General features: G+C 71.7%; 15 protein-coding genes and 1 riboswitch. Of the genes, 3 read left to right on the plus strand and 12 right to left on the minus strand.

Annotated features, from left to right (window positions below; all coding sequences use genetic code 11):
• Positions 1-90: 90 nt before the first annotated feature.
• The 4 genes from DEJ30_RS17240 to DEJ30_RS17255 form a co-directional block, all read right to left on the minus strand.
• Positions 91-654 carry an ATP-binding protein gene (locus tag DEJ30_RS17240; RefSeq protein WP_110862881.1) on the minus strand — a complete coding sequence of 188 codons (564 nt, stop codon included), beginning with the start codon at positions 652-654 and terminating at the stop codon, positions 91-93.
• Complete coding sequence (locus DEJ30_RS18575; protein ID WP_146238637.1) at positions 647-3,403, minus strand: ATP-binding cassette domain-containing protein; 2,757 nt, start codon at positions 3,401-3,403, stop codon at positions 647-649. Before DEJ30_RS18575 ends, DEJ30_RS17240 begins: the two co-directional genes overlap by 8 nt.
• Positions 3,404-3,405: 2 nt before the next feature.
• Entirely contained in the window at positions 3,406-4,044 is a 639-nt protein-coding gene (locus tag DEJ30_RS17250) for an ECF transporter S component (RefSeq protein ID WP_110862893.1), read from the minus strand.
• Positions 4,039-4,150: riboswitch (TPP riboswitch) on the minus strand. It overlaps the preceding gene by 6 nt.
• Before the next feature lie 82 nt (positions 4,151-4,232).
• Complete coding sequence (locus DEJ30_RS17255) at positions 4,233-4,553, minus strand: hypothetical protein (protein WP_027464636.1); 321 nt, start codon at positions 4,551-4,553, stop codon at positions 4,233-4,235.
• Positions 4,554-4,681: 128 nt separating this feature from the next.
• Here DEJ30_RS17255 and glgX point away from each other — a divergent pair, with 128 nt between their 5' ends.
• Genes glgX through treZ form a run of 3 tightly spaced genes read left to right on the plus strand, consistent with a single transcriptional unit; the run spans position 4,682 to position 11,162 of the window.
• The gene (gene glgX / locus DEJ30_RS17260; RefSeq protein WP_110862883.1) at positions 4,682-6,913 is read left to right on the plus strand and encodes a glycogen debranching protein GlgX; all 2,232 of its coding nucleotides are present in this window, start codon (positions 4,682-4,684) and stop codon (positions 6,911-6,913) included.
• Positions 6,910-9,411: a malto-oligosyltrehalose synthase gene (gene treY / locus DEJ30_RS17265; protein ID WP_110862884.1), complete on the plus strand. Its 2,502-nt coding sequence runs from the start codon at positions 6,910-6,912 to the stop codon at positions 9,409-9,411. The genes glgX and treY overlap by 4 nt, the downstream gene beginning before the upstream one ends.
• On the plus strand, positions 9,408-11,162 hold the full coding sequence (gene treZ / locus DEJ30_RS17270) for a malto-oligosyltrehalose trehalohydrolase (RefSeq protein WP_110862885.1): 1,755 nt from the start codon (positions 9,408-9,410) through the stop codon (positions 11,160-11,162). The genes treY and treZ overlap by 4 nt, the downstream gene beginning before the upstream one ends.
• Positions 11,163-11,257: 95 nt before the next feature.
• Here treZ and DEJ30_RS17275 read toward each other — a convergent pair whose 3' ends face one another.
• The 8 genes from DEJ30_RS17275 to DEJ30_RS17310 all read right to left on the minus strand — a co-directional run bounded on the left by DEJ30_RS17275 (position 11,258) and on the right by DEJ30_RS17310 (position 20,524).
• A complete protein-coding gene (locus DEJ30_RS17275) occupies positions 11,258-12,052 on the minus strand; it encodes a polyprenol monophosphomannose synthase (protein WP_110862886.1) in 795 nt (264 codons plus the stop codon).
• 45 nt (positions 12,053-12,097) lie between these two features.
• Complete coding sequence (locus DEJ30_RS18350; protein ID WP_181420202.1) at positions 12,098-12,736, minus strand: class F sortase; 639 nt, start codon at positions 12,734-12,736, stop codon at positions 12,098-12,100.
• A gap of 62 nt (positions 12,737-12,798) precedes the next feature.
• The gene (locus tag DEJ30_RS17285; RefSeq protein ID WP_110862888.1) at positions 12,799-13,953 is read right to left on the minus strand and encodes a glycosyl hydrolase family 8; all 1,155 of its coding nucleotides are present in this window, start codon (positions 13,951-13,953) and stop codon (positions 12,799-12,801) included.
• A 100-nt stretch (positions 13,954-14,053) separates the two neighbouring features.
• Complete coding sequence (locus tag DEJ30_RS17290; protein WP_110862889.1) at positions 14,054-14,878, minus strand: DUF4397 domain-containing protein; 825 nt, start codon at positions 14,876-14,878, stop codon at positions 14,054-14,056.
• Positions 14,879-15,245: 367 nt separating this feature from the next.
• Entirely contained in the window at positions 15,246-17,234 is a 1,989-nt protein-coding gene (locus DEJ30_RS17295; protein ID WP_110862890.1) for a glycosyltransferase family 39 protein, read from the minus strand.
• A complete protein-coding gene (locus tag DEJ30_RS17300; RefSeq protein WP_110862891.1) occupies positions 17,231-18,808 on the minus strand; it encodes a glycosyltransferase in 1,578 nt (525 codons plus the stop codon). The genes DEJ30_RS17295 and DEJ30_RS17300 overlap by 4 nt, the downstream gene beginning before the upstream one ends.
• Positions 18,805-19,329 (minus strand): GtrA family protein, encoded by a 525-nt coding sequence (locus DEJ30_RS17305; RefSeq protein WP_110862892.1) that lies wholly within the window; start codon positions 19,327-19,329, stop codon positions 18,805-18,807. Before DEJ30_RS17305 ends, DEJ30_RS17300 begins: the two co-directional genes overlap by 4 nt.
• Positions 19,330-19,519: 190 nt before the next feature.
• A complete protein-coding gene (locus DEJ30_RS17310) occupies positions 19,520-20,524 on the minus strand; it encodes an aldo/keto reductase family protein (RefSeq protein ID WP_071405490.1) in 1,005 nt (334 codons plus the stop codon).
• Positions 20,525-20,602: the final 78 nt, after the last annotated feature.

Here is a 20,602-nt window from a genome sequence, read left to right on the forward strand (position 1 = left end):
AGATGTGTATAAGAGACAGTCCGGAGGCCGTGAGGTGTCGCTGAGCGCGAATCCTCGGGGCGCGGCGAGCCGCGCGCGGGCCCACGCGCGCTACGTCCGCAGGACCACGTCGGCCAGGGCGGCCGGGTCCTCGGCGGCGATGAAGGCCTGCTCCTGCGCGGCCCAGCGGTCCCACTCGCGCGCGAAGACCTCGCCGTCGCGTCCGATCGCCCGGTCCCACCGCACGGCATCGTCGGCCTCGAGCCACACCCGCAGCGACGCCAGCGGCGCCGACGCGCGGGACAACGCACCGCACCCCTCGACCACGATCGGCAGGTCGGGGTCCACCGACGCCCAGTCGACGGGCGCATCGGCCACCCAGTCCCAGCGTCGGTACCCGCTCGGCGCTCCGAGGACGTCGGTCACCACGGCATCGGCAGCCGCACGCAGGCCGTCCCACCCCGGGTACAGGTCGTCCAGGTGCACGAGCTGCGCGCCGAGCTGCTCCGCGACCTGTGCTCCGAGGGTGGTCTTGCCCGTGCCGGACCGGCCGTCGATGAGCACGACGGCGCGCCGGCCCGTGGCAGCGGCGAGGCCGGGGGCGAGGTCACCGGCGGTCGTGCCCGTCGCGCGCTCGCCGCCCGTCGTGCCGTCTGCAGGCGTCGGGTCAGGCACGCCACGTCCCGACGCTCACCGCAACGGCGATCGACACCACGCCGATGCCGATCAGCACCGCCACCATCGCCCACTCCGGCCCGGCGAACCGTGCGACCCGCGCCCAGGTCCGCCGTCCGGGAGCACCGAACCCCCGTGACTCCATCGCCACCGCCAACGTCGTCGCCCGGCGCAGCGCGAGCACGAGCAGCGCGAACGCCATGGTCGCTCCGCGGCGGAGCCGTCCGGAGTCGGCGAGTCCTCGGGCGCGCCGGGCCATCGCCAGCTGTCGCCAGTCGTCGACGAGCAAGGTCATCATGCGGACGGCGGCGAGCGCCCCGAGCACGAACCGCGCGGGCAGCCGGAGCACCTGCGCGAGCCCGTCGGCGAGGTCGGTCGGGTCGACCCGTACGAAGAGCGCGATGGCGGGCACTCCCACCGCGAGGACCCGGAGCGCCGTCGCCAGGGCGAGTGTCAGCGACCCGTCGGTGACGTGCGCGAACCCGAGGTCGAACCACTCCCGACCCGAGGGCCTGCCGTACAGCGCGATGCTCACCGCCGTCAGCGGCACCGCGACGAGCACCGGTGCGAGTCGGAGCAGCAGGGTCCGCAGCGGCAGGCGCAGGAGCGGCAGGAGCGCGAGTTCGAGCGCCAGGGCGATGGCGGCGGAGACGACGTCGAGACTGAGCACCAGGCAGACGCCGAGGGCGAGCACACCGATCAGCGACGCGACCGGCTGGACGCCGGGGATGCCGGTCGCTCGTGCCGGCAGCGGTCGTCGCGCCGGGTCCGGCCGGTCGGTTCCGTCCGCCACGTCCGCCGCGTCCGCCGCGTCCGCCGCGTCCACCGCGTCCGTCCCATCGTCCGTGTCGGTCCGGTCTGGAGGCCCGGGGCGGCTCCCGGCTGTCGGTCCCGTCTCCGGGACGGTCGCGACCGACGGCCCCTGGTCGCGCCCGACGGTCCGGGCGCCGTCAGGCCCGAGCACGACCTCGTCGGCGTCGAGTGCCCGGACGAGATCGCGGTCGTGGGTGACCGCCACCACCGAGGTGCCGGCGTCAGCCAGGGCCCCGAGCCGCCCGACGACGGCCTGCCACGTGGCTCGGTCCTGCCCGGAGGTCGGTTCGTCGAGCACGACGACCGGCGGCCGGGCGGCGATGACCGAGGCGATCGCGAGTCGTCGTTGTTCGCCCCCGGACAGGGTGAAGGGGTTGGCGTCGGCCAGGTGTGCCAGCCCGAACTCGTCGAGCAGCGCGGTGGCTCGTTCGGCGACGTCAGGCGCGTCGAGTGCTCGGGGGCCGGCCTCGATCTCCTCGCGGACGGAGCGGGCGACGAACTGGTGCTCGGGGTCCTGGAACACCGTGCCGATCCGGGCGGCGAGTTCGCGGCTCGTCCAGGTGTGCGGCGCTGCGCCGAGGCCGTCGGCGAGGGTGTCGGTGGCGTCGAGCTCGCCGGCGGCCGGTGCCAGCAGGCCCGCGAGGGTGTCGGTGGCGCCGAGCTCGCCGGCGGCCGGTGCCAGCAGGCCCGCGAGGGTGAGCCCGAGCGTCGACTTGCCGACGCCGTTCGGTCCGGTGACCGCGAGGACCTGCCCTGCCCGGAGCCCGAGGTCGATGCCGTTCCCGACCGATTGCTTCCCCCGTGCCGTGCCGAGCCCCCGGGCTTCGAGCAGCACCGCCGCCGCCGCCTCGCCGCGCTCCGCGGCGCCGGGCTCCGTCGCGCCGAGCTCCCCCTCGCCGAGCGGGCGGAATGCCGCGGTCGCCCCGCCGGACCGCCCGGGCATTTCGCCCGCTCGTCCGCGCGACGTCATCTCACGCGCTCCGTCGCCGAGCTCCCCCTCGCCGGGCTCCCCCTCGCCGAGCGGGCGGAATGCCGCGGTCGCCGCGCCGGACCGCCCGGGCATTTCGCCCGCTCGTCCGCGCGCAGGCCGTCGCCGAGCCGAACCACGCGCCGGCTCGGCACCGGGAACCCAGACCCCGGCCGCGGTGAGCGCCTCGCCGTGGTCCGCCAGCACCTGCGCCGGCGGACCGTCCGCGACCACGCCGCCGGCCGGTTCGAGCAGCACGAGCCGATCGACCAGGTCCAGCCAGGTGCCGATCCGGTGCTCCACCACGAGCAGCGTCGCCCCGGTCTCGTCGAGCAGTGCCCGGACGGCGTCGTGCACCTGCGCCACGCCGTCCGGGTCGAGGTTCGCGCAGGGTTCGTCGAGCACGAGCGCACCCGGCCGCATCGCGAGCACGCCCGCGAGCGCCAACCGCTGCCGCTGCCCACCGGACAGCTGCGCGGTGGAGCGGTCGAGCGGCAGGTCGAGGCCGACGACATCGAGCGCCGTCCGCACCCGGTCCCAGATCTCGTCACGGGGGACGCCGGCGTTCTCGCAGCCGAAGGCCACGTCGTCGCCGACGCGGGACATCACGGTGTGTGCCTCGGGGTCCTGCATGACGAGACCGACACGCCCGCGGACCGCGCGGGGGTCGGCCTCGTCGACCAGGAGTGTTCCCTGCACCGAAGCAGCCGTGTCATCGGTGGCGTCGGGTTCGTCCGGCAGCACGCCGGCGACCGCTCGCAGGAGCGTCGACTTGCCGGCACCGGACGACCCGACGACGGCGACCCGCTCCCCTGGCTCGACGGTCAGGTCGACGTCACTGACGGCCCAGGCGTCTCGCTCCGGGTACCGCCAGCCCCAGCCGCGGAACACGATGCGCGCCCCGCGGACGCCGGCACCTGCGCCGGCGTCGCCGCCGGCGGAAGGGGACGTCGCCGACGGAGCGGGCACGGTCACACCAGGGCGCGGGGTTCGCGGCGGCTGTGCTCGCGGCCGGCCGCGAAGGACGAGAGCACCCCGGTGCGGGCGAGTGCCCGGACGATGAGCCAGGAGCCCGCCCCCGCGATCACTGCACCGGAGATCACCGCACAGATCACGTAGACGACCTTGAAGGCGACGTCGAGTCCCGGGTACCAGAGGACGGTGTCGTTGATGCCGAGCGCGAGTCCGGCCGCGGCACCGGCGAGCACGACGACCGGCAGGCGGTAGACGCGGTACAGGAACAGCGCGAGGACGATCTCGGCGCCGAGGCCCTGGACGAGTCCGGCCTCGAGCGTGAGCCACCCCCACTGGGTGCCGAACAACGCCTCGACCGAGGCGGCGACCATCTCGCCGTAGAGCGCGGCGCCGGGCTTGCGGACGACGATCGCGACGATCGGGCCGGCGAGCAGCCAGACCCCGCCGAACAGGGCCTTCGTGCCGGGGAGCACGAGGTCCATGACGGCGCTGATGGGTTCGTAGCCGAACTCCCAGAGCCGGAAGACGACTCCGAGGGCCACCGCGAGGATACTCGCGACGACGATGTCGACGACCCGCCAACGCAGCGATCGCCGTGGAGCGGTGGTGACGGTTGTGGACGTGCCTGAAGGCATGCTGCTGACTCCTCCCTGCGCCGGCATGATCCGGATCAGGTTCGACGGTCGGAGCGCCGATCGCTCCCTCTCAGCCCGGCGGTCCCGGACTCCCGTGTGTGTGCCAGCAGTCTAGACGCGGTCGCGACCGCGTGACGGACTGGAGGCCCGTGGCGGCGTCGCCACGGGCCTCCGGTTGCGTCAGGTGGTCACTTCTTGAGCGCGCGCACCAGCTTGCGGAGGACACGCCCGGCCACCCACACGAAGGGGATGCCGACGACGATCAGCGAGATCGGGTTCGGCTCGAACACGAGGTCCTTGCCCGGGCGACGGACGTACGCGCCGACGGGGGCCGACAGGCCGCCGCCACCGCCGCCACCGTTCTCGTCGTCCCCGCCGCCACCGAAGCCGAACCAGCTGACGGACACGGGGATGAGGGTCTGGTCACCGACCTCGACGGGTTCTCCGTAGTTCGTGGAGACCCCGAGCGGGCGGACCTGGTCTGCGATCTTCGAGACGATGTTGGCCATGCGCGCGACGCTACTCGTCCGTTCCTCCACAGGCCGCGGGGCGCAGTGGGCATCCACAGCTGGGGCTTGTCTGCGGACGCGGACGAGCGCCGCCGATATGTTGGCCGCACCCACACCTGGAGGACCGTTTGCACACCTGGCCCGGAAACCCGTACCCGCTCGGGGCGACCTACGACGGGAGCGGCACGAACTTCGCGCTGTTCTCCGAGGTCGCCGAGCGCGTCGAACTCTGTCTGTTCGATTCCGACGGCAACGAAGAATGCGTCCGCCTGCTCGAGGTGGACGCCTACGTCTGGCACGCGTACCTCCCCAACATCGGCCCCGGGCAGCAGTACGGCTTCCGGGTCCACGGCCCGTACGACCCCGAGAACGGCGCGCGCTGCAACCCGTCGAAGCTCCTGCTCGACCCGTACGCCAAGGCGACCAGCGGCGAGATCGACTGGGACCAGTCGCTCTTCTCGTACACGTTCGGCGACCCGGACTCGACCAACGACGAGGACTCCGCGTCGCACATGATGAAGGGCGTCGTGATCAACCCCTTCTTCGACTGGCAGGGGGACCGTCCGCCGCGCACGCCGTACGGCGAGACCGTCATCTACGAAGCGCACGTCAAGGGACTCACCGAGACCCACCCCGACGTGCCGGAAGAGCAGCGCGGCACCTACGCCGGCGTCGCCCACCCGGCGGTCATCGAGCACCTGCAGCGCCTCGGCGTCACCACGCTCGAGCTCATGCCGGTGCACCAGTTCGTGAACGACTCGACCCTGCAGGACAAGGGGCTGTCGAACTACTGGGGCTACAACACCATCGGTTTCTTCGCGCCGCACTCGGCGTACTCGTCATCGGGCGACCAGGGCCAGCAGGTCCAGGAGTTCAAGACGATGGTGCGCGAGTTGCACCGCGCCGGCATCGAGGTCGTCCTCGACGTCGTCTACAACCACACCGCCGAGGGCAACCACCTCGGCCCGACGCTGTCGTTCCGCGGCATCGACAACGCGGCCTACTACCGCCTGGTCGACGACGACAAGAAGTTCTACATGGACTACACGGGCACGGGGAACTCGCTCAACGTCGGGCACCCGCACTCGCTGCAGCTCATCCTCGACTCGCTCCGCTACTGGGTGACCGAGATGCACGTCGACGGCTTCCGCTTCGACCTCGCCTCGGCACTGGCCCGCGAGTTCTACGAGGTCGACCGGCTGTCGGCCTTCTTCGAACTGGTGCAGCAGGACCCGATCGTGTCGCAGGTCAAGCTCATCGCCGAGCCGTGGGACGTCGGCCCCGGTGGCTACCAGGTCGGCAATTTCCCGCCCCAGTGGTCCGAGTGGAACGGCAAGTACCGCGACACCGTCCGTGACTTCTGGCGCGGCGAGTCGTCGACGCTCGGCGAGTTCGCCTCGCGGATCTCCGGCTCGGCCGACCTGTACGAGCACGACGGCCGCACCCCCAAGGCGAGCATCAACTTCATCACCGCGCACGACGGCTTCACCCTGTACGACCTGGTGGCCTACAACGAGAAGCACAACGAGGCCAACGGCGAGGACAACAACGACGGCGAGAGCCACAACCGGTCGTGGAACTCCGGGGCCGAGGGCCCGACCGACGACGAGGCGGTGAACGCCCTGCGGCTGCAGCGTCGCCGGAACTTCCTGGCGACCCTGCTCCTGAGCCAGGGTGTGCCGATGATCGCGCACGGCGACGAGCTCGGCCGGTCGCAGGCCGGCAACAACAACGTGTACGCGCAGGACTCCGAGCTCAGCTGGATCGACTGGGACAGTGCGGACGAGGACCTCATCCAGTTCACCGCCGACGTGGTGAAGCTGCGGCACGACCACCCCACGTTCCGCCGGACCCGGTACTTCAACGGCCGTCCGGTCCGACGTGGCGAGGGCGAGCCGCTGCCCGACGTGGTGTGGCTGACCCCCTCGGGCGACGCCATGGACCCCGAGGACTGGGACTCCGGCTTCGGCAAGAGCGTCGGCATGTACCTGAACGGCGAGGGCATCCGAGGTCGCGACGCCCGCGGTGAGCGCATCACGGACGTCGGCTTCATCACGTACTTCAACGCCCACGACGACGTCGTGACCTTCACGCTCCCACCCGAGGAGTACTCCCCCGGCTGGACCGTCCGGATCGACACCGCCGACCCCGGCGCCCGCGACGAGGTGCTCGACGCGGGTACCCCGCTCGACGTCCCCGCCCGGTCGATGATCGTGCTGCGTGCCGAGCCCGACCACGAGGTCACGAGCACCCCGGTCGACGCCGAGCAGGACGGCGCCCCCGGACCGGACGCCCCGCAGGACACCGTCACCCCGGCCAACCCGGCCGGGTCCACCGCACCGAGCCGAGCCACCCGATGACCGCCGGAACGGCCGGCGCCGCGAACCGCGTCCCCGCGTCGACCTACCGGCTGCAGGTCTCGGCCGACTTCGACCTCGACGCCGCCCGCGACCTGGTCGACTACGTGCACGACCTCGGCGCCGACTGGCTGTACCTGTCGCCGGTGCTGCAGGCCGAGTCCGGGTCGAACCACGGCTACGACGTGGTCGACCACACGCGGGTCGACACCGACCGCGGTGGCGACCAGGCGATGCGGGCGTTGGCAGAGGCCGCGCACGCCGTCGGCCTCGGGGTCATCGTCGACGTGGTGCCGAACCACGTCGGCGTCGCGACCCCCGAGTCGAACCCGTGGTGGTGGTCCCTGCTCGAACTCGGGCAGGGCTCCCCCGTGGCCTGGGCCTTCGACGTGGACTGGGAAGCCGGCGACGGCAAGGTCCGCGTCCCCGTGCTCGACGACCGGCTGCTCGACGCGGTCACGCTCGACACGTCCGACGCCGAGCGTCCGGTGCTGCGCGTCGGCGAGACCGCCTACCCCACCGCCCCCGGAACGGTGCACGACGGCGACACCGTCGAGACCGTGCACGCCCGCCAGCACTACGCGTTCGTGCACTGGAAGCGCGCCGACCACGACCTGAACTACCGCCGGTTCTTCGCCGTGAACACCCTCGCGGCGATCCGCGTCGAGGAGCCCGAGGTCTTCGCGGCCTCGCACGGGGTCATCGGCGGCTGGTTCCGCGACGGACTCGTCGACGGCCTGCGCATCGACCACCCGGACGGGCTGTACGACCCGGCGGGCTACCTGCAGGACCTGGCGGAGCTGACCGGCGGGGCCTACACCCTCGTCGAGAAGATCCTCGAGCCCGGCGAGCAGCTGCCGAGTTCGTGGCCGGTCGACGGCACCACCGGGTACGACGCCCTCGGGGTGCTCGACCGCGTGTTCGTCGACCCCGCGGGTGAGCAGGCGCTGACCGCGGCGTCGGGGGCCGAACCGACCGACTGGCAGCAGCTCACGCACGACACCCGACGGGGCATCGCGGACGGCATCCTCGGCAGCGAGGTCGAGCGGCTCGCACGCCTGCTCGCACCGAGCGCCGTGACGGAGACGATCACGCACGAGCGGATCGTCGACGCGGTCGCCGAGATCGTGGCCTCGTTCGACGTGTACCGCACGTACCTGCCCGAGGGCGCCCACCACCTCATCACGGCGCTCGAGCGCGCCGCCGAGGCCCGCCCGGACCTCGACGACGTCATCGACCGGATCGCACCGGCACTCGTCGACCCGACGAACGCCGCGGCGGTCCGACTGCAGCAGACCAGCGGCATGGTGATGGCGAAGGGCGTCGAGGACACGGCGTTCTACCGCACCTCGCGCCTGTCGTCCCTGAGCGAGGTCGGCGGCGACCCGAGCGTCTTCGCGGTCTCGGTGGCGGACTTCCACCAGGCCCAGCGCGAACGGCTCGGCAGCTGGCCGCACACCATGACGACGCTCACCACGCACGACACGAAGCGCAGCGAGGACACCCGCGCGCGCATCGCGGTGCTGGCCGAGCTCGGCGACGAGTGGGCCGCCACGCTCGAGCGCCTGCAGTCGCTCGTGCCGTTGCAGGACCGCGTGTTCGCCGACCTGCTCTGGCAGGCGATCGTCGGCGCTCGGCCCGCGAGCCGCGAGCGTCTGCACGCGTACGCCGAGAAGGCCTCCCGCGAAGCCGGAGACAGCACCACGTGGACCGAGCCCGACGAGGCGTTCGAGCAGCAGATGCACGCGATCGTCGACGCCGCGTTCGACAACCCGGACGTGGTCGCCGTGCTCGACGCCCTCGACGAGCAGATCGACGCCGCCGGGTGGTCGAACGGTCTCGCCCAGAAGCTCGTCCAGCTCACCGCCCCGGGCGTCCCCGACGTCTACCAGGGCACCGAGTTCTGGGACCGCTCGCTCGTCGACCCCGACAACCGTCGTCCGGTCGACTACGCCGAGCGGCGTCACGTGCTCGCCGAGCTCGACGGCCCGGACGACGACGGCCCCGAGGACCTGCCGGCCATCGGCATCGACGGCGCCGCGAAGCTCCTGGTCACGACCCGCGCACTGCGCATCCGTCGGGACCACCCGGAGCTGTTCACCCGGTACCTGGAGCTCGAGGCCACCGGCAGCGCGGCCGACCACGTCATCGCGTTCGACCGCGGCGGTGCCGTGACGATCGCGACGCGTCTGCCGATCGGTCTCGGCCGGGTCGGCGGTTGGGGCGACACGCTGGTGCACGCCGTCCCCGTCGAGCGCATCGACCTGCTCACCGGCCGACGCGTCCCCGCCGACCGCGGGATCGCGTTGGCCGACCTGCTCACCACCTACCCGGTCGCGCTGCTCGTGCCCGCCGACGCAGTCGGTGCAGCCGGCCACGCCGACGCGGTGCCCGCCGTGTCCGACGCGAGCGGCGCCTCCCGGCCCGCCGCTGACCGCACGACGGACGCCACCGAGAACGACGCGCAGGCCGAGATCGACATCCTGGAGGGTCACGCATGACCGCACCTGACCGTTACGCCGTCTGGGCGCCCGAGCCGGACCGGGTCCGGCTCGTCGTCGACGACGTCGAGTACCCGCTCACCAAGGGCGACGACGACTGGTGGTCCACCGACGCCGTGATGCCGGTCGTCGGCGCCCGGTACGGGTTCCGCATCGGCGACGACGACGCGGTCCGACCGGACCCGCGCAGCCGGTACCAGCCCGAGGGCGTGCACGGCCCGTCCGAGGTCGTCGACCCCGCACGGTTCGCGTGGACCGACGAGTCGTGGACCGGACGCCCGGCCCGCGGCGCCGTCATCTACGAGATGCACATCGGCACCTACACACCCGAGGGCACGCTCGACGCCGCTGCCCAGAAGCTGGACCACCTGGTCGAGCTCGGGGTCGAGTTCGTCGAGCTGCTCCCCGTCAACGCCGTCAACGGCGAGTGGAACTGGGGCTACGACGGGGTCGGCTGGTTCTCCGTGCACGCCCCGTACGGCGGCCCGGACGCCTACGACCGGTTCGTCGACACCGCACACGCGCTGGGGCTCGGGGTCATCCAGGACGTCGTCTACAACCACCTCGGCCCGAGCGGCAACTACCTGCCGCTCTACGGCCCGTACCTGCTGGCCGGGCTCGGCAACACCTGGGGTGACTCGGTGAACGTCGAGCACCCCGAGGTCCGCCGGTACGTGCTCGACAACGTGCGCATGTGGTTCCGCGACCACCACGTCGACGGGCTCCGGCTCGACGCCGTGCACGCGATCCGCGACACCACCCGCCCGCACGTGTTGGCATCGATGGCCGACGAGACCGACGCCTACTCGTCGTTCATCGGTCGTCCGCTGTCGCTCATCGCGGAGTCCGACCTCAACGACCCGGTGATGTTCCGGCCCCGCGAGGCCGCCGGGTACGGCCTCGCGGGGCAGTGGTCGGACGACTTCCACCACGCCGTGCACGTGGCGCTCACCGGTGAGACGAACGGCTACTACGCCGACTTCGCTCCGCTGTCGGCGCTGGCGAAGGTGCTCGAGGACGGTTTCTTCCACGACGGCACGTGGTCGTCGTTCCGCGGCAAGCGGCACGGTCGGCCGATCGACCGCGGGACCTCCCCCGCGACGGCCCTGGTCGTCGCGAACCAGAACCACGACCAGATCGGCAACCGCGCCGCCGGCGACCGGCTCGCCGCGACGCTCGACGACGAGGGGCTCGTGATCGCCGCGGCCCTGACACTGCTCGGGCCGTTCACGCCGATGCTGTTCATGGGCGAGGAGTTCGCGGCCTCGACGCCGTGGCAGTTCTTCACCTCGCACCCGGAACCCGAGCTCGGCAAGGCGACCGCCGAGGGGCGCATCGCCGAGTTCGCCGAGCACGGGTGGGACGAGTCAGCGGTGCCGGATCCGCAGGACCCGACGACGTTCACCAACTCCAAGCTCGACTGGGCCGACGTCAGCTCGGAGCGCGGTGCGGCGATCCTGCGTGCCTACCGGGTGCTCATCGCCCTGCGGCGCACCGACCAGGCGTTCGTCGACCACCGCTACGAGGCGAACGCCGTCCGCTTCAGCGAGGACCGTCGTTGGCTGGTGCTGACCCGCGGGCTGCTCGGCCCCGACGTGGCACCGGTGCACGTCGTGGTGAACCTCGCCGACGACGCAGCCGAGGTCCCGGTGCCCGACGCCGTGGGCGAGGAGCTCTACGGCTTCGGCGCGACCGAGGTGGATGCCGGCGTCGTCCGGTTCCGCGGCCGCGGCGTGGTCGTGCTGCGCTAGCCACCCGCGTGCTGCGCGAGCCGCAGTTCCGCACGCACGAACGGCGACGAACCCACCGGGTCCGTCGCCGTTCGTGCGTTCGTGTGTCCGCGGCCTCAGGCGGCGTGGTCGGAGACCGCGTGCGCGTTCTTCCGCACGGAGGGCAGCTTGCGGTGGTCCTTCACGAGCGAACGGGTCTCGCGGATGCGGCGGTCGATGCCCCACTTCGTCACGAGCGCCAGGCTCTCGCGGACGATGTTGCCGCTCATCTTCGAGACACCGAACTCCCGCTCGGTGAAGGTGATCGGCGTCTCCACGACCCGCAGACCCGCCTCGAGGGAGCGCCAGCACAGGTCCACCTGGAAGCAGTACCCCTTCGACGCCACACCGGCGAGGTCGATCCGCTCGAACGCCCGCGAGGTGAAGACCCGGAAGCCGCCGGTGGCGTCGCGCACCGCGATGCCCAGGGCGAGACGCGTGTACAGGTTGCCGCCGCGGGAGAGCAGGAGCCGGTACCAGGGCCAGTTCTCGACCTTGCCGCCCTTGATCCACCGGGAGCCGAGCACCAGGTCGTGCGAGTCCGCGAGCTCGAGCATCCAGGGCAGGTACTCGGGGTGGTGGGAGCCGTCGGCATCCATCTCGACGAGCTTGGCGTAGCCGTGTTCCAGACCCCACGCGAACCCGGACAGGTACGCGCCGCCCAGGCCGTCCTTGACGGTGCGGTGCATGACGTGCACCCGGTCGGTCTCGCGGGCGATGGCGTCCGCGATGTCGCCGGTGCCGTCGGGCGAGTTGTCGTCGACGACGAGCACGTGCACGGAGTCGTCGGTCGCGGCCAACGTGCGCTCGACGATCGGCCGGACGTTCTCGGCTTCGTCGTAGGTCGGGATGATGACCAGGGTCTCGCTCATGGTGCTCCTCGTGCTCTCGGTCGAATGTATCGCTGGCTTGGTGGGTCAATCCGACGAGAGGTCTGCGAACACGATCAGATTGTCCGTGTAGTGCCCGGTGGCGGTGTCGAACGTGCCGTCGCAGGTGATGAGTCGGAGTTGCGGGGTGGGGGTGGGGCCGTAGACGTCGCTCGTCGGGAACGCCGACTTGGCGGCGCGTTCGGCACGGTCGACGATGAAGGTGCGGGTGCTGCCGTCGGACATCCGGACGTGGACCTCGTCGCCGGCGACCAGTTCGTCGAGCCGGAAGAACACCGCGGCGCTCGTGGGGCTGTCGACGTGACCGGCGATGACGGCGGGGCCGACCTCGCCGGGGACGATCCCGTCGCTGAACCAGCCCGCGCTGTCCCAGTCGACGGGCGGGTCGAGTTCTCCGGCAGCGCCGCGGTGCAGGTCCTCGAGCGAGGACCGCACGCCGATGGCCGGGATCGACACACTGACCGGGGTGGCCGTCGAGCGGGCCTCGGGCGCGGCTGGGTCCTGGAACCCGTCGGTGCCGGAACCCGAGGCCGACGAAGAGGACGACGAGGAGGACGACGGGGACGCGGACGAGGACGACGCGCCGCGCTCCTCCGCTCCGCCGCCCACCGTCGACGCGACCGCCACCCCGGCCACGCCCCCGACCACCACGACTGCGGTGACCACGGCACCGATCACCACGCCTCGGCTCCGGACAGCCGAGACGCGCCCGGCGCTCCGACGGCCGCTCACGAGCCGCCTCCCACGTCGCTGGCACAGCCTCCGAGCACGTCGGAGGTCAGCATGGTCGAACCGATGGCCAACCAGGCGTCCCCGTAGTAGGTCGGAGTGGTCGCCGCAGTCCGGTCGGCCCGCTCGAGGTCGTCGGCAGCCGCACGGGAGGAACCGGCGGCCTGCTCGGCCGCGGCCCGCGCGGTGTAGGCCAGCGCGTTCGTGTCCCGTGTCACCGGGGTGCCACCGAGGTCGAGCTGCGAGGCGAGCCGCGTCGTCCGTCCGAGCGTGGGTGCGAGCGCCGCCGCGAGCTCCCGGTCGGGCGCCGAACACGCCTCGGCGTACCGGAGCGGCGTCCGCATCGCGTCGTACCCGTAGAGCACGCGCCCGTCCCCACCGACGGCCGGCATCGGGTCCACCGATCCGTCGGCGTGCACCTGGGACCAGTCGCTGGGCAGGTCGGAGGCGTCGAGCACGGCGGCCGTCACGGCGCGCGAACCCCGGTTCAGCGCGTTCCAGCGGTCGTCCCCGGTGGCGTCCGCCAGCACCGAGAAGGCCGCGGGCGAGGCGTACGAGGCGTTGTACCGGTAGGGCTCCTGATCCGCCCACGGTCCGGGCAGCAGGATCGTACCGAGGTCCGTCCGGGCCGTCTCGTGCTCGAGGATCGCCGCCGCGATGCGCTTGCCCGCGGCGGTGTACCGGTCGTCGTCCCAGGCCTTCCCCGCGAGCACGAGGGCCCGGGCGGCGTCGAGGTCGGCATCGCTCGCGGACTGCTCGTCGGCGACGCCCTCGTCGGACGTCCACCGCCACGCCAGCAGGTCGTCGTCGGTGAGCATGTGGTCCTTCGTCCACTGCCAGATCGCGTCGAAGCGCGCACGGTCGTCGTTGGCGTAGGCGATGAGCAAGCCGTACGCCTGCCCCTCGCTGACGGTGTCACCGCCCTGGTCGGTGCGGACGACGCGACCGCCCTCGACGTAGCGGTCCAGGAACGCCGACCGCAGCTGCTGCGGCGAGCGCGCCGCGTCGGGTGCGGTGGTCGAGGTCGGGGTCGCCGTGCCGCGAGCGGCGGTCATGGTGCTCGACGACCAGGGGCGGACCGCGACGACCGCGACCACGATGGCGACGATGACGGCCGCCGCGGCGGCGACCGGTATCCAGGTCCTGCGGGTCATGCTGGCCTGCCTCTCCGGGGATGGTGGGGTGGGGTCGAAGGGGAGGCGCGGACCACGTGGGCCGTTCAGCGCCCGTGATCCGCGCCTCCAGTCCGGGGCGTCAGCGGAACAGCGAGCGGAGCATCGCGACGACCGCGTGGACCGCCTCGGTCACCGGCCGGTCAGCGGCTGCGCCGCCACCGCCGGTCTGCACACCGCCGGACGGGGTTGCGGCGGTCGCCGCGGCGTCCGTCACGGGCACGACCGTCAGGTTGCCCTCGCTGTCGTCGAGGACGAACAGGGTCGAGACCGTGTTGCCGGCGAGGTCGACCTCGGCGGTACCACGCTGTCCGCTGCCGGAGACGTCGAGCGACCACTTGCCGGCGTCGACCGTTGCGTACTCGGTGGCGGTGCCGAAGGTGGCGTCCTCGGCGATCGCGATGCCGTCGGAGGTCTGCACGTCGACGCGCTTCGCGGTGGTGGCGGCCTGCACGAGCCGGAGCTTCGCCTTGCCGTCGCCCGGCTGCTGCAGATCGTCGGTGAACGCGGTCGTCTTCAGCCCGTCGTTCTTGCCGTAGGCGACGACGGTGCTGGCGTCGCCCTCCTGCACGGTGACGTCGGTGGAGATGACCGGGGTGGAACCCGGCGCGTCGGCGGCGCGCATCGACAGGACGTAGGTGCCGACCGGCAGCTTCTCGTACGGGCTGACCTGGCCGTAGGTGACGTCGTCGAGTTCGAAGACGGTCTTGCCCCCCGCGAGGCTGGACAGTTCGACGTCGACGCCCTTCGTGTCCGGCGACAGGTGTCCGACGCGGAGCCAGCCCTGCTCGGTCGTCGCGGCGGAGGCGTTCTGCGGGGCTGCGAGGCCGACCGTCGCGGCGACGAGTGTGGCGGCGAGCGCTCCGACGACGACGGTGCGGCGGCGGTTCGTGGTGCGTGCGGTCATGATGGTGCTCCTTCGGGTCGAGGTGCGGTTGGCGGTGCGGTCGTCGTGTCGAGGGGTGGTTCGTGGGGTTGTCGTCCAGGCCGCCGGGCGAGCGGGCGAGCGGGCGGAATGCCCGGGTCAGCGCCGGAGCCCTCCGGGCATTTCGCCCGCTCGTGCAGCGGGTGTTCCGCCCCGACGCGTTCGCGGTGAACGGTTCCGCGGCCGATCCGGCGAGCGGGCGGAATGCCCGGGTCAGCGCCGGAGCCCTCCGGGCATTTCGCCCGCTCGCGGAACGCCCGCTCGCGGGACGTCAGCGCGGCCAGCGCCCGCTCGGCCAGCGCCCGCTCGGCCAGCGCCCGCTCGGCCAGCGCGGCCGGGCGATCGGGGGTCACGAGGCGCTCGTCGCGGTCGTCGTCGGGTCGGCCGGGGCGTACGTCACCGTGAGCCGTGCTCCCTCGCGCTCGACCGAGTCCGGCCGGAACGCCTGGGACATGGCGTCGAAGGTCCGAGCGACCCGGGCTGCCGAGGCGTCGTCACTCGTGTGCAGGACGACGGTGCGGAACGGCTGGCCGGTCTCCCCGGTGCGCGGGGTGAACCGGTCGACCCGCACGTCCTGGTCGGCGAGCACCTGTCCGAGCGCGATCATCGCCCGCGAGTCGACCTGTCCGGCGCGGAACTGCGACTTCGTGCCGTCGTCCGCACGCAGAGCCGGGTTCGAGGCGAGCTCGGTCCCCAGGGTCTTCCGTACGTCGGTGGCCCGGGTGATCGCGGTCTCGGCGGCACTGGCTCCCTCGGCGTGGATCCGGCGGACCTCGACCTGCTGGTCACCGGTGCCGAAGGTCGCGACGGCCGTGGAGTTCTCGATCGCCTGCCACACGTCGGTGGACGAGTTGCCGCCGGTGCGCATGGAGTCCGTCGTGATGACGTAGTCCGAGTCCTTCCAGCCGTTCGGGGACTGCCGTTCCACCGCTCCGTCGGTGTCGAGCTTGTAGTACCAGACGACGTTGTTCCGGGCGAAGCCGTCGTCCACGAGGTCGACCCACATGGCGTCGTCGACCAGCAGACGCGAGGACTTCGGCACGTTGTCGCCCACCCACTGCTCGGCCTGCTGCATGGGCAGGTCGAGGTTGCCGAGCAGGAAACCCCGCAGCTGCGTCCCCCACAGCGGCACCGCGACGACGAGCGCCGCAGCCGTCACGACGGCCCAGGTGATGCCGAGGCCGCGCCCTGCCCTCGGGCCGAACCGGCCCCGGATGTGGACTCGACCGGCGATCGTCAGGACGGCACGCTCGACGGTGTACGCGACGAGGAGCGCTGCGAACGGGATGAGCATGATGACGTAGGGCACCGGCAGGTACCCGTTCGGCCGGAACATCACCGCGAGCAGGAACACGAGCATCGCGGCGATCGGTCGGACCCGGCGCAGGGCCAGCCCCACGACGGCCGCGGCCGAGCCGAGCACGATGAACACCGGGTCGAGCGCCCACCACTGCGCGGCGGCCTCGTTCGCCAGGCTGCCCCCGTCGAACACTGATCCGGAAGCGGTCCGCGACCCGAGCTGGTAGGTGACGCCTTCCCACAGGCTGACTCGCCCGTTGCCCGGCACGAGTTCACCCTTCACCGCGGCGAGCAGCAGGTACCCGCCGCCGATCAGCACGAGCACGGCCCCGGCGACGCTGAGCGTGTACCGGCGGGTGCTCGTGTCGGCGCGACGTACGGCCATCCAGATCAGGAACGGCAGCGCGAGCAGGTAGGTCTCCTTGGACAGCACGGCGATGCCGAGGCACGCAGCAGCGCCGGCGAACCCGGCGAGCTGCTGGCGACGGCTCAGCACGAGGACGAACGCGGCCAGCAGCCACGGCGTCGCGACGTTGTCGATGTACACCGTGCGGTGGTACTGCAGCGCGAGCGGTGACAGCGCGAAGACGAGTCCGGCCGCGGCTGCCGTGATCCGTCCGGCGCCGAGACGTCGGGCCAGGACGAACAGCAGGATGCTCGAGACGGCGGAGAAGAACACCATGGCCTCGCGCCCGGCCTCCACCGCGAAGGGGTACCGCGCGAACGCCCCGGTCAACCCGGTGTACCCGGCGATCTGGATCCATCCGAGCGGCGGGTGGTCGTACCAGTACGTGTAGTGGGTGAGCTCGCCGAGGTTCGTGATCGCCCACGCCTGTGCGGTGTAGGTCCCCTCGTCGTCGATGCGCTGCGGTGTGCCCGACATGTTCCAGGCCTGGATGAGCACGGTCACCGCGACGACGGGCAGCAACCACGTCAGGCTGGCTGCGTGCCGGCGGAACCACGCCCCGACACCGGCCCGGTGTGCGGTGGTGCCACCACGGATCGGGATGCCCGTGGTGTCGGTGATGCTGGCGGTCATCGGGTGCCTCCCGTGGTGGTGCCGGCGAACTCACGGTCGGACGAGGCTGCGCCCGATCCGGCACCCGCGGACGACGCTGCGCCCGATCCGGCACCCGCGGACGACGCTGCGCCCGATCCGGCACCCGCGGACGACGCTGCGCCCGATCCGTCCAGGTCCGAGGCGAAGCCGACCACCTGTCCGCTGCGGTGCTGGCCGGTGTGCTCGGTCTTCTCCCACCCGTTCTGGCCCTTGGCGTGCCGGACGACTGCCCGGACCGCCGCGGCGGCGAGGAACACCTGGTACGGCACCAGGCCGAGCACGAGCCGCACGTAGTCGCGGAGCCGGACCTTCTCGCCGTACAGTCGGCCGAACTCGTTCAGCCCGACGATCTCCACGGCGAGCAGCATGAGCGTCGGTGCCACCGGCACGAACGACACGAGGGCGATCGCCGTCGGCACCTTGACGAACAGGATCATCAGGACGCTCAGCGGGATGAGCAGCCCGGTGGCCGCCTGGATGAACGGCATCGTGAGCATGTAGCGGGCGAAGAACCGCTGCCGGAACGACGGCAGCTTCTTCCACTCCCCCTTGCCCAGCACCTGCAGGAAGCCCTGGTTCCACCGCGTGCGCTGCTTGAGCAGCGAGGCGAAGGTCGGCGGGGTCTCCTCGCGGGTGACGGCCTCGGGGCTGTAGGCGACGACGACCTTCGCGCCGTCGGCGGAGAGTCGCACGCCGAGTTCGCAGTCCTCGGCGAGGCAGTGCGTGTCCCAGCCGTTCGACCACTCCAGGCGGGAGCGCGTCACGAAGACGGTGTTGCCCCCGAGCGGGATGAACTTGGACCCAGCGTGGAAGTGCAGGCGCGAGCGGAACCAGAAGTAGTACTCCAGGACGTTCCGGAGCGACCACCAGCTCGACTTGAAGTTCATCAGCTGGACGCCGCCCTGCACCACGTCGGCGTCGGTCTCCTGGAACCGCGAGTCGACGAGGGAGAGCAGCCGCGGGTAGACCTCGTCCTCGGCGTCGAACACCCCGACGATGTCGCCCGTCGCGTGCTGGAGCGCCAGGTTCATCGCCTTCGGCTTGTTCTTCGGCAGGGTGTCGTCCACCACGACCTTGATCAGGGAGGGGTGCCGAGCCGCCGCAGCACGCACGACGGCGTCGGTCTCCGGGTCGTCCTCCCCGACGATCGCGATGATCTCGAAGTCGGGGTGGTCCTGGGTCGCGAGCATGTCGAGCGTCTGCCCCATCACGTCCTGCTCGTGCCGACCGGGCACCAGGAGCGTGAACCGGTGCGCCGCCGGTCGCGGGGTCTGGCTGAAGCTGGTGGACTTCAGCGCGTCCCGGGAGCGCCAGGCGTGCAGCATCCACCAGAGGGTGGTCAACGCGATGATCGTGAGCAGCACGGACAGGGCGATGAGGGTCGAGTAGCCGAGCCACTCGCCCAGCGACCAGGCGGCCTGTGGGAGCTGCCCCGAGCCTCCCGTCGGCACGTCCGTGGTCCCGCGGTTCGGGACGTCCCCCGTCGTCCCGCTGTCGTCGTCGGGTCGGAGCAGCGGCCCTGCGGCCGTCAGCAACACGGCTGAGATGGTCATTCGGGGAACCCCTTCGGACGTGTGTCGGTGGACCGGAAGACGAGGGCCTTGTACGCGGCGAACCGGAACGCGGTGCCGAGGACGAGGCCGACGCCGTTGCCGGCGACGTTGTCGGCGAGGGTGGACGTGAAGCCGAGGACGTAGTGCGAGACGAACAGGCAGGCGGCGGCGATGCCGAGGCCGACGAGGTTCGTGGCAGCGAAGAGCAACCCCTCGCGGACGGTCTCGCGGCGGCCGGTCTGGCGCTGGGCGCGGAAGGTGATGAAGCGGTTGCCGATCCACGCGACCGAGGTCGCCACGACGGCCGACACGATCTTCGCGGCGATGGGACCGTCCGGCATGACGGTGGCGCGGAGCAGGTTGTAGACGCCCAGGTCGATGACGAAGCAGACGGCACCGATGGTGCCGAACGACGCGAGTTGCCTCGCGGTGGCGAGCAGGCGCGGGATCGTGCCGGGGCGCACGGTCCGCACCGCACCGGTGTCGGGTGACACCAGAACGGGGGTATCAGTTCGGGTCATGCCCCCGATTCGGGGGGCTTCCCCGGGTGGTTTGGGTGGGGTACGCGCTTTGCCAGGCGCCTGCCAGAGGCGCGACACATGCCGTTCATGTTGACCATCCGTCAGCTGCGGTGGGCAGAGGCGCGCGGACGACGGACGGGAGGCCCGGTGCCAGCTGGCACCGGGCCTCCCGTCCGTCGGTCGGTTGCGTCTACGCGGGGCGCGACGACGGGGACACGTTCTTGGACGCGTCCCGTTCCGGGATGTCGCCGAGTGCCTCGTCGATCGCCGCGAGGGCGTCCGCGTCGAGCTTCACGCCGGCGGCCTTGACGTTGTCGGTGACCTGCTGCGGACGCGAGGCGCCGACGATCGCCGAGGCGACGTTCTCGTTCTGCAGGGTCCACGCGATGGCGAGCTGCGCCAGCGTGAGGCCGGCCTGGTCGGCGACGGGCTGCAGGCGCTGCACGGCTTCGAGGACCTCGTCGCGCATGAACCGCTTGATCATGTCCGCGCCGCCCTTCTCGTCCGTGGCACGCGAACCCTCGGGCAGGGGCTGACCCGGCTTGTACTTGCCGGTCAGGACGCCCTGCGCGATGGGCGACCAGACGATCTGCGACAGGCCGAGCTGCTTCGAAGCGGGGACGACCTCGCCCTCGATGACCCGCCACAGCATCGAGTACTGCGGCTGGTTCGAGATGAGCTGGAAGCCGAGCTCCTTGGCCAGCGCGGCACCGGCACGGATCTGCTCGGCCGACCACTCGCTGACGCCGATGTAGAGCGCCTTGCCCTGGCGGACGACGTCGGCGAAGGCCTGCATCGTCTCTTCGAGGGGGGTCTCGTAGTCGTAGCGGTGTGCCTGGTAGAGGTCGACGTAGTCGGTCTGCAGTCGCTCGAGCGAGCCGTCGATCGACTCCATGATGTGCTTGCGGCTGAGACCGACGTCGTTGTGCCCCTTCGGGCCGGTCGGCCAGTAGACCTTCGTGAAGACCTCGAGGGACTGGCGCCGCTCGCCCTTGAGCGCCTCACCGAGGACGGTCTCAGCGGCGGTGTTGGCGTACGTGTCCGCGGTGTCGAACGTGGTGATGCCGGCGTCCAGCGCTGCCCGCACGCACTGGGTGGCGACGTCGTTCTCGACCTGCGAGCCGTGCGTCAGCCAGTTGCCGTAGGTGATCTCGGAGATCTTGAGTCCGGAGTTGCCCAGGTACCTGAATTCCATGGTCCCGACGCTACTGGAGTGAGCGCGCACGTGAGGGGTCCCGCGAGTGCCTGTCGGGGCTGTCTCTTATACACATCT

Source organism: Curtobacterium sp. MCPF17_003, assembly GCF_003224385.1.
In the GTDB taxonomy this organism is placed as follows: Bacteria; Actinomycetota; Actinomycetes; order Actinomycetales; family Microbacteriaceae; genus Curtobacterium; species Curtobacterium flaccumfaciens.

Coding starts and splice junctions, on each gene's coding strand:
- DEJ30_RS17295 (WP_110862890.1), bottom strand. CDS start 17,234: ATGACCGCCAGCATCACCGACACCACGGGCATCCCGATCCGTGGTGGC.
- DEJ30_RS17255 (WP_027464636.1), bottom strand. CDS start 4,553: ATGGCCAACATCGTCTCGAAGATCGCAGACCAGGTCCGCCCGCTCGGG.
- DEJ30_RS17285 (WP_110862888.1), bottom strand. CDS start 13,953: ATGACCCGCAGGACCTGGATACCGGTCGCCGCCGCGGCGGCCGTCATC.
- treZ (WP_110862885.1), top strand. CDS start 9,408: ATGACCGCACCTGACCGTTACGCCGTCTGGGCGCCCGAGCCGGACCGG.
- treY (WP_110862884.1), top strand. CDS start 6,910: ATGACCGCCGGAACGGCCGGCGCCGCGAACCGCGTCCCCGCGTCGACC.
- DEJ30_RS17310 (WP_071405490.1), bottom strand. CDS start 20,524: ATGGAATTCAGGTACCTGGGCAACTCCGGACTCAAGATCTCCGAGATC.
- DEJ30_RS17275 (WP_110862886.1), bottom strand. CDS start 12,052: ATGAGCGAGACCCTGGTCATCATCCCGACCTACGACGAAGCCGAGAAC.
- DEJ30_RS17290 (WP_110862889.1), bottom strand. CDS start 14,878: ATGACCGCACGCACCACGAACCGCCGCCGCACCGTCGTCGTCGGAGCG.
- DEJ30_RS17300 (WP_110862891.1), bottom strand. CDS start 18,808: ATGACCATCTCAGCCGTGTTGCTGACGGCCGCAGGGCCGCTGCTCCGA.
- DEJ30_RS17305 (WP_110862892.1), bottom strand. CDS start 19,329: ATGACCCGAACTGATACCCCCGTTCTGGTGTCACCCGACACCGGTGCG.
- DEJ30_RS17250 (WP_110862893.1), bottom strand. CDS start 4,044: ATGCCTTCAGGCACGTCCACAACCGTCACCACCGCTCCACGGCGATCG.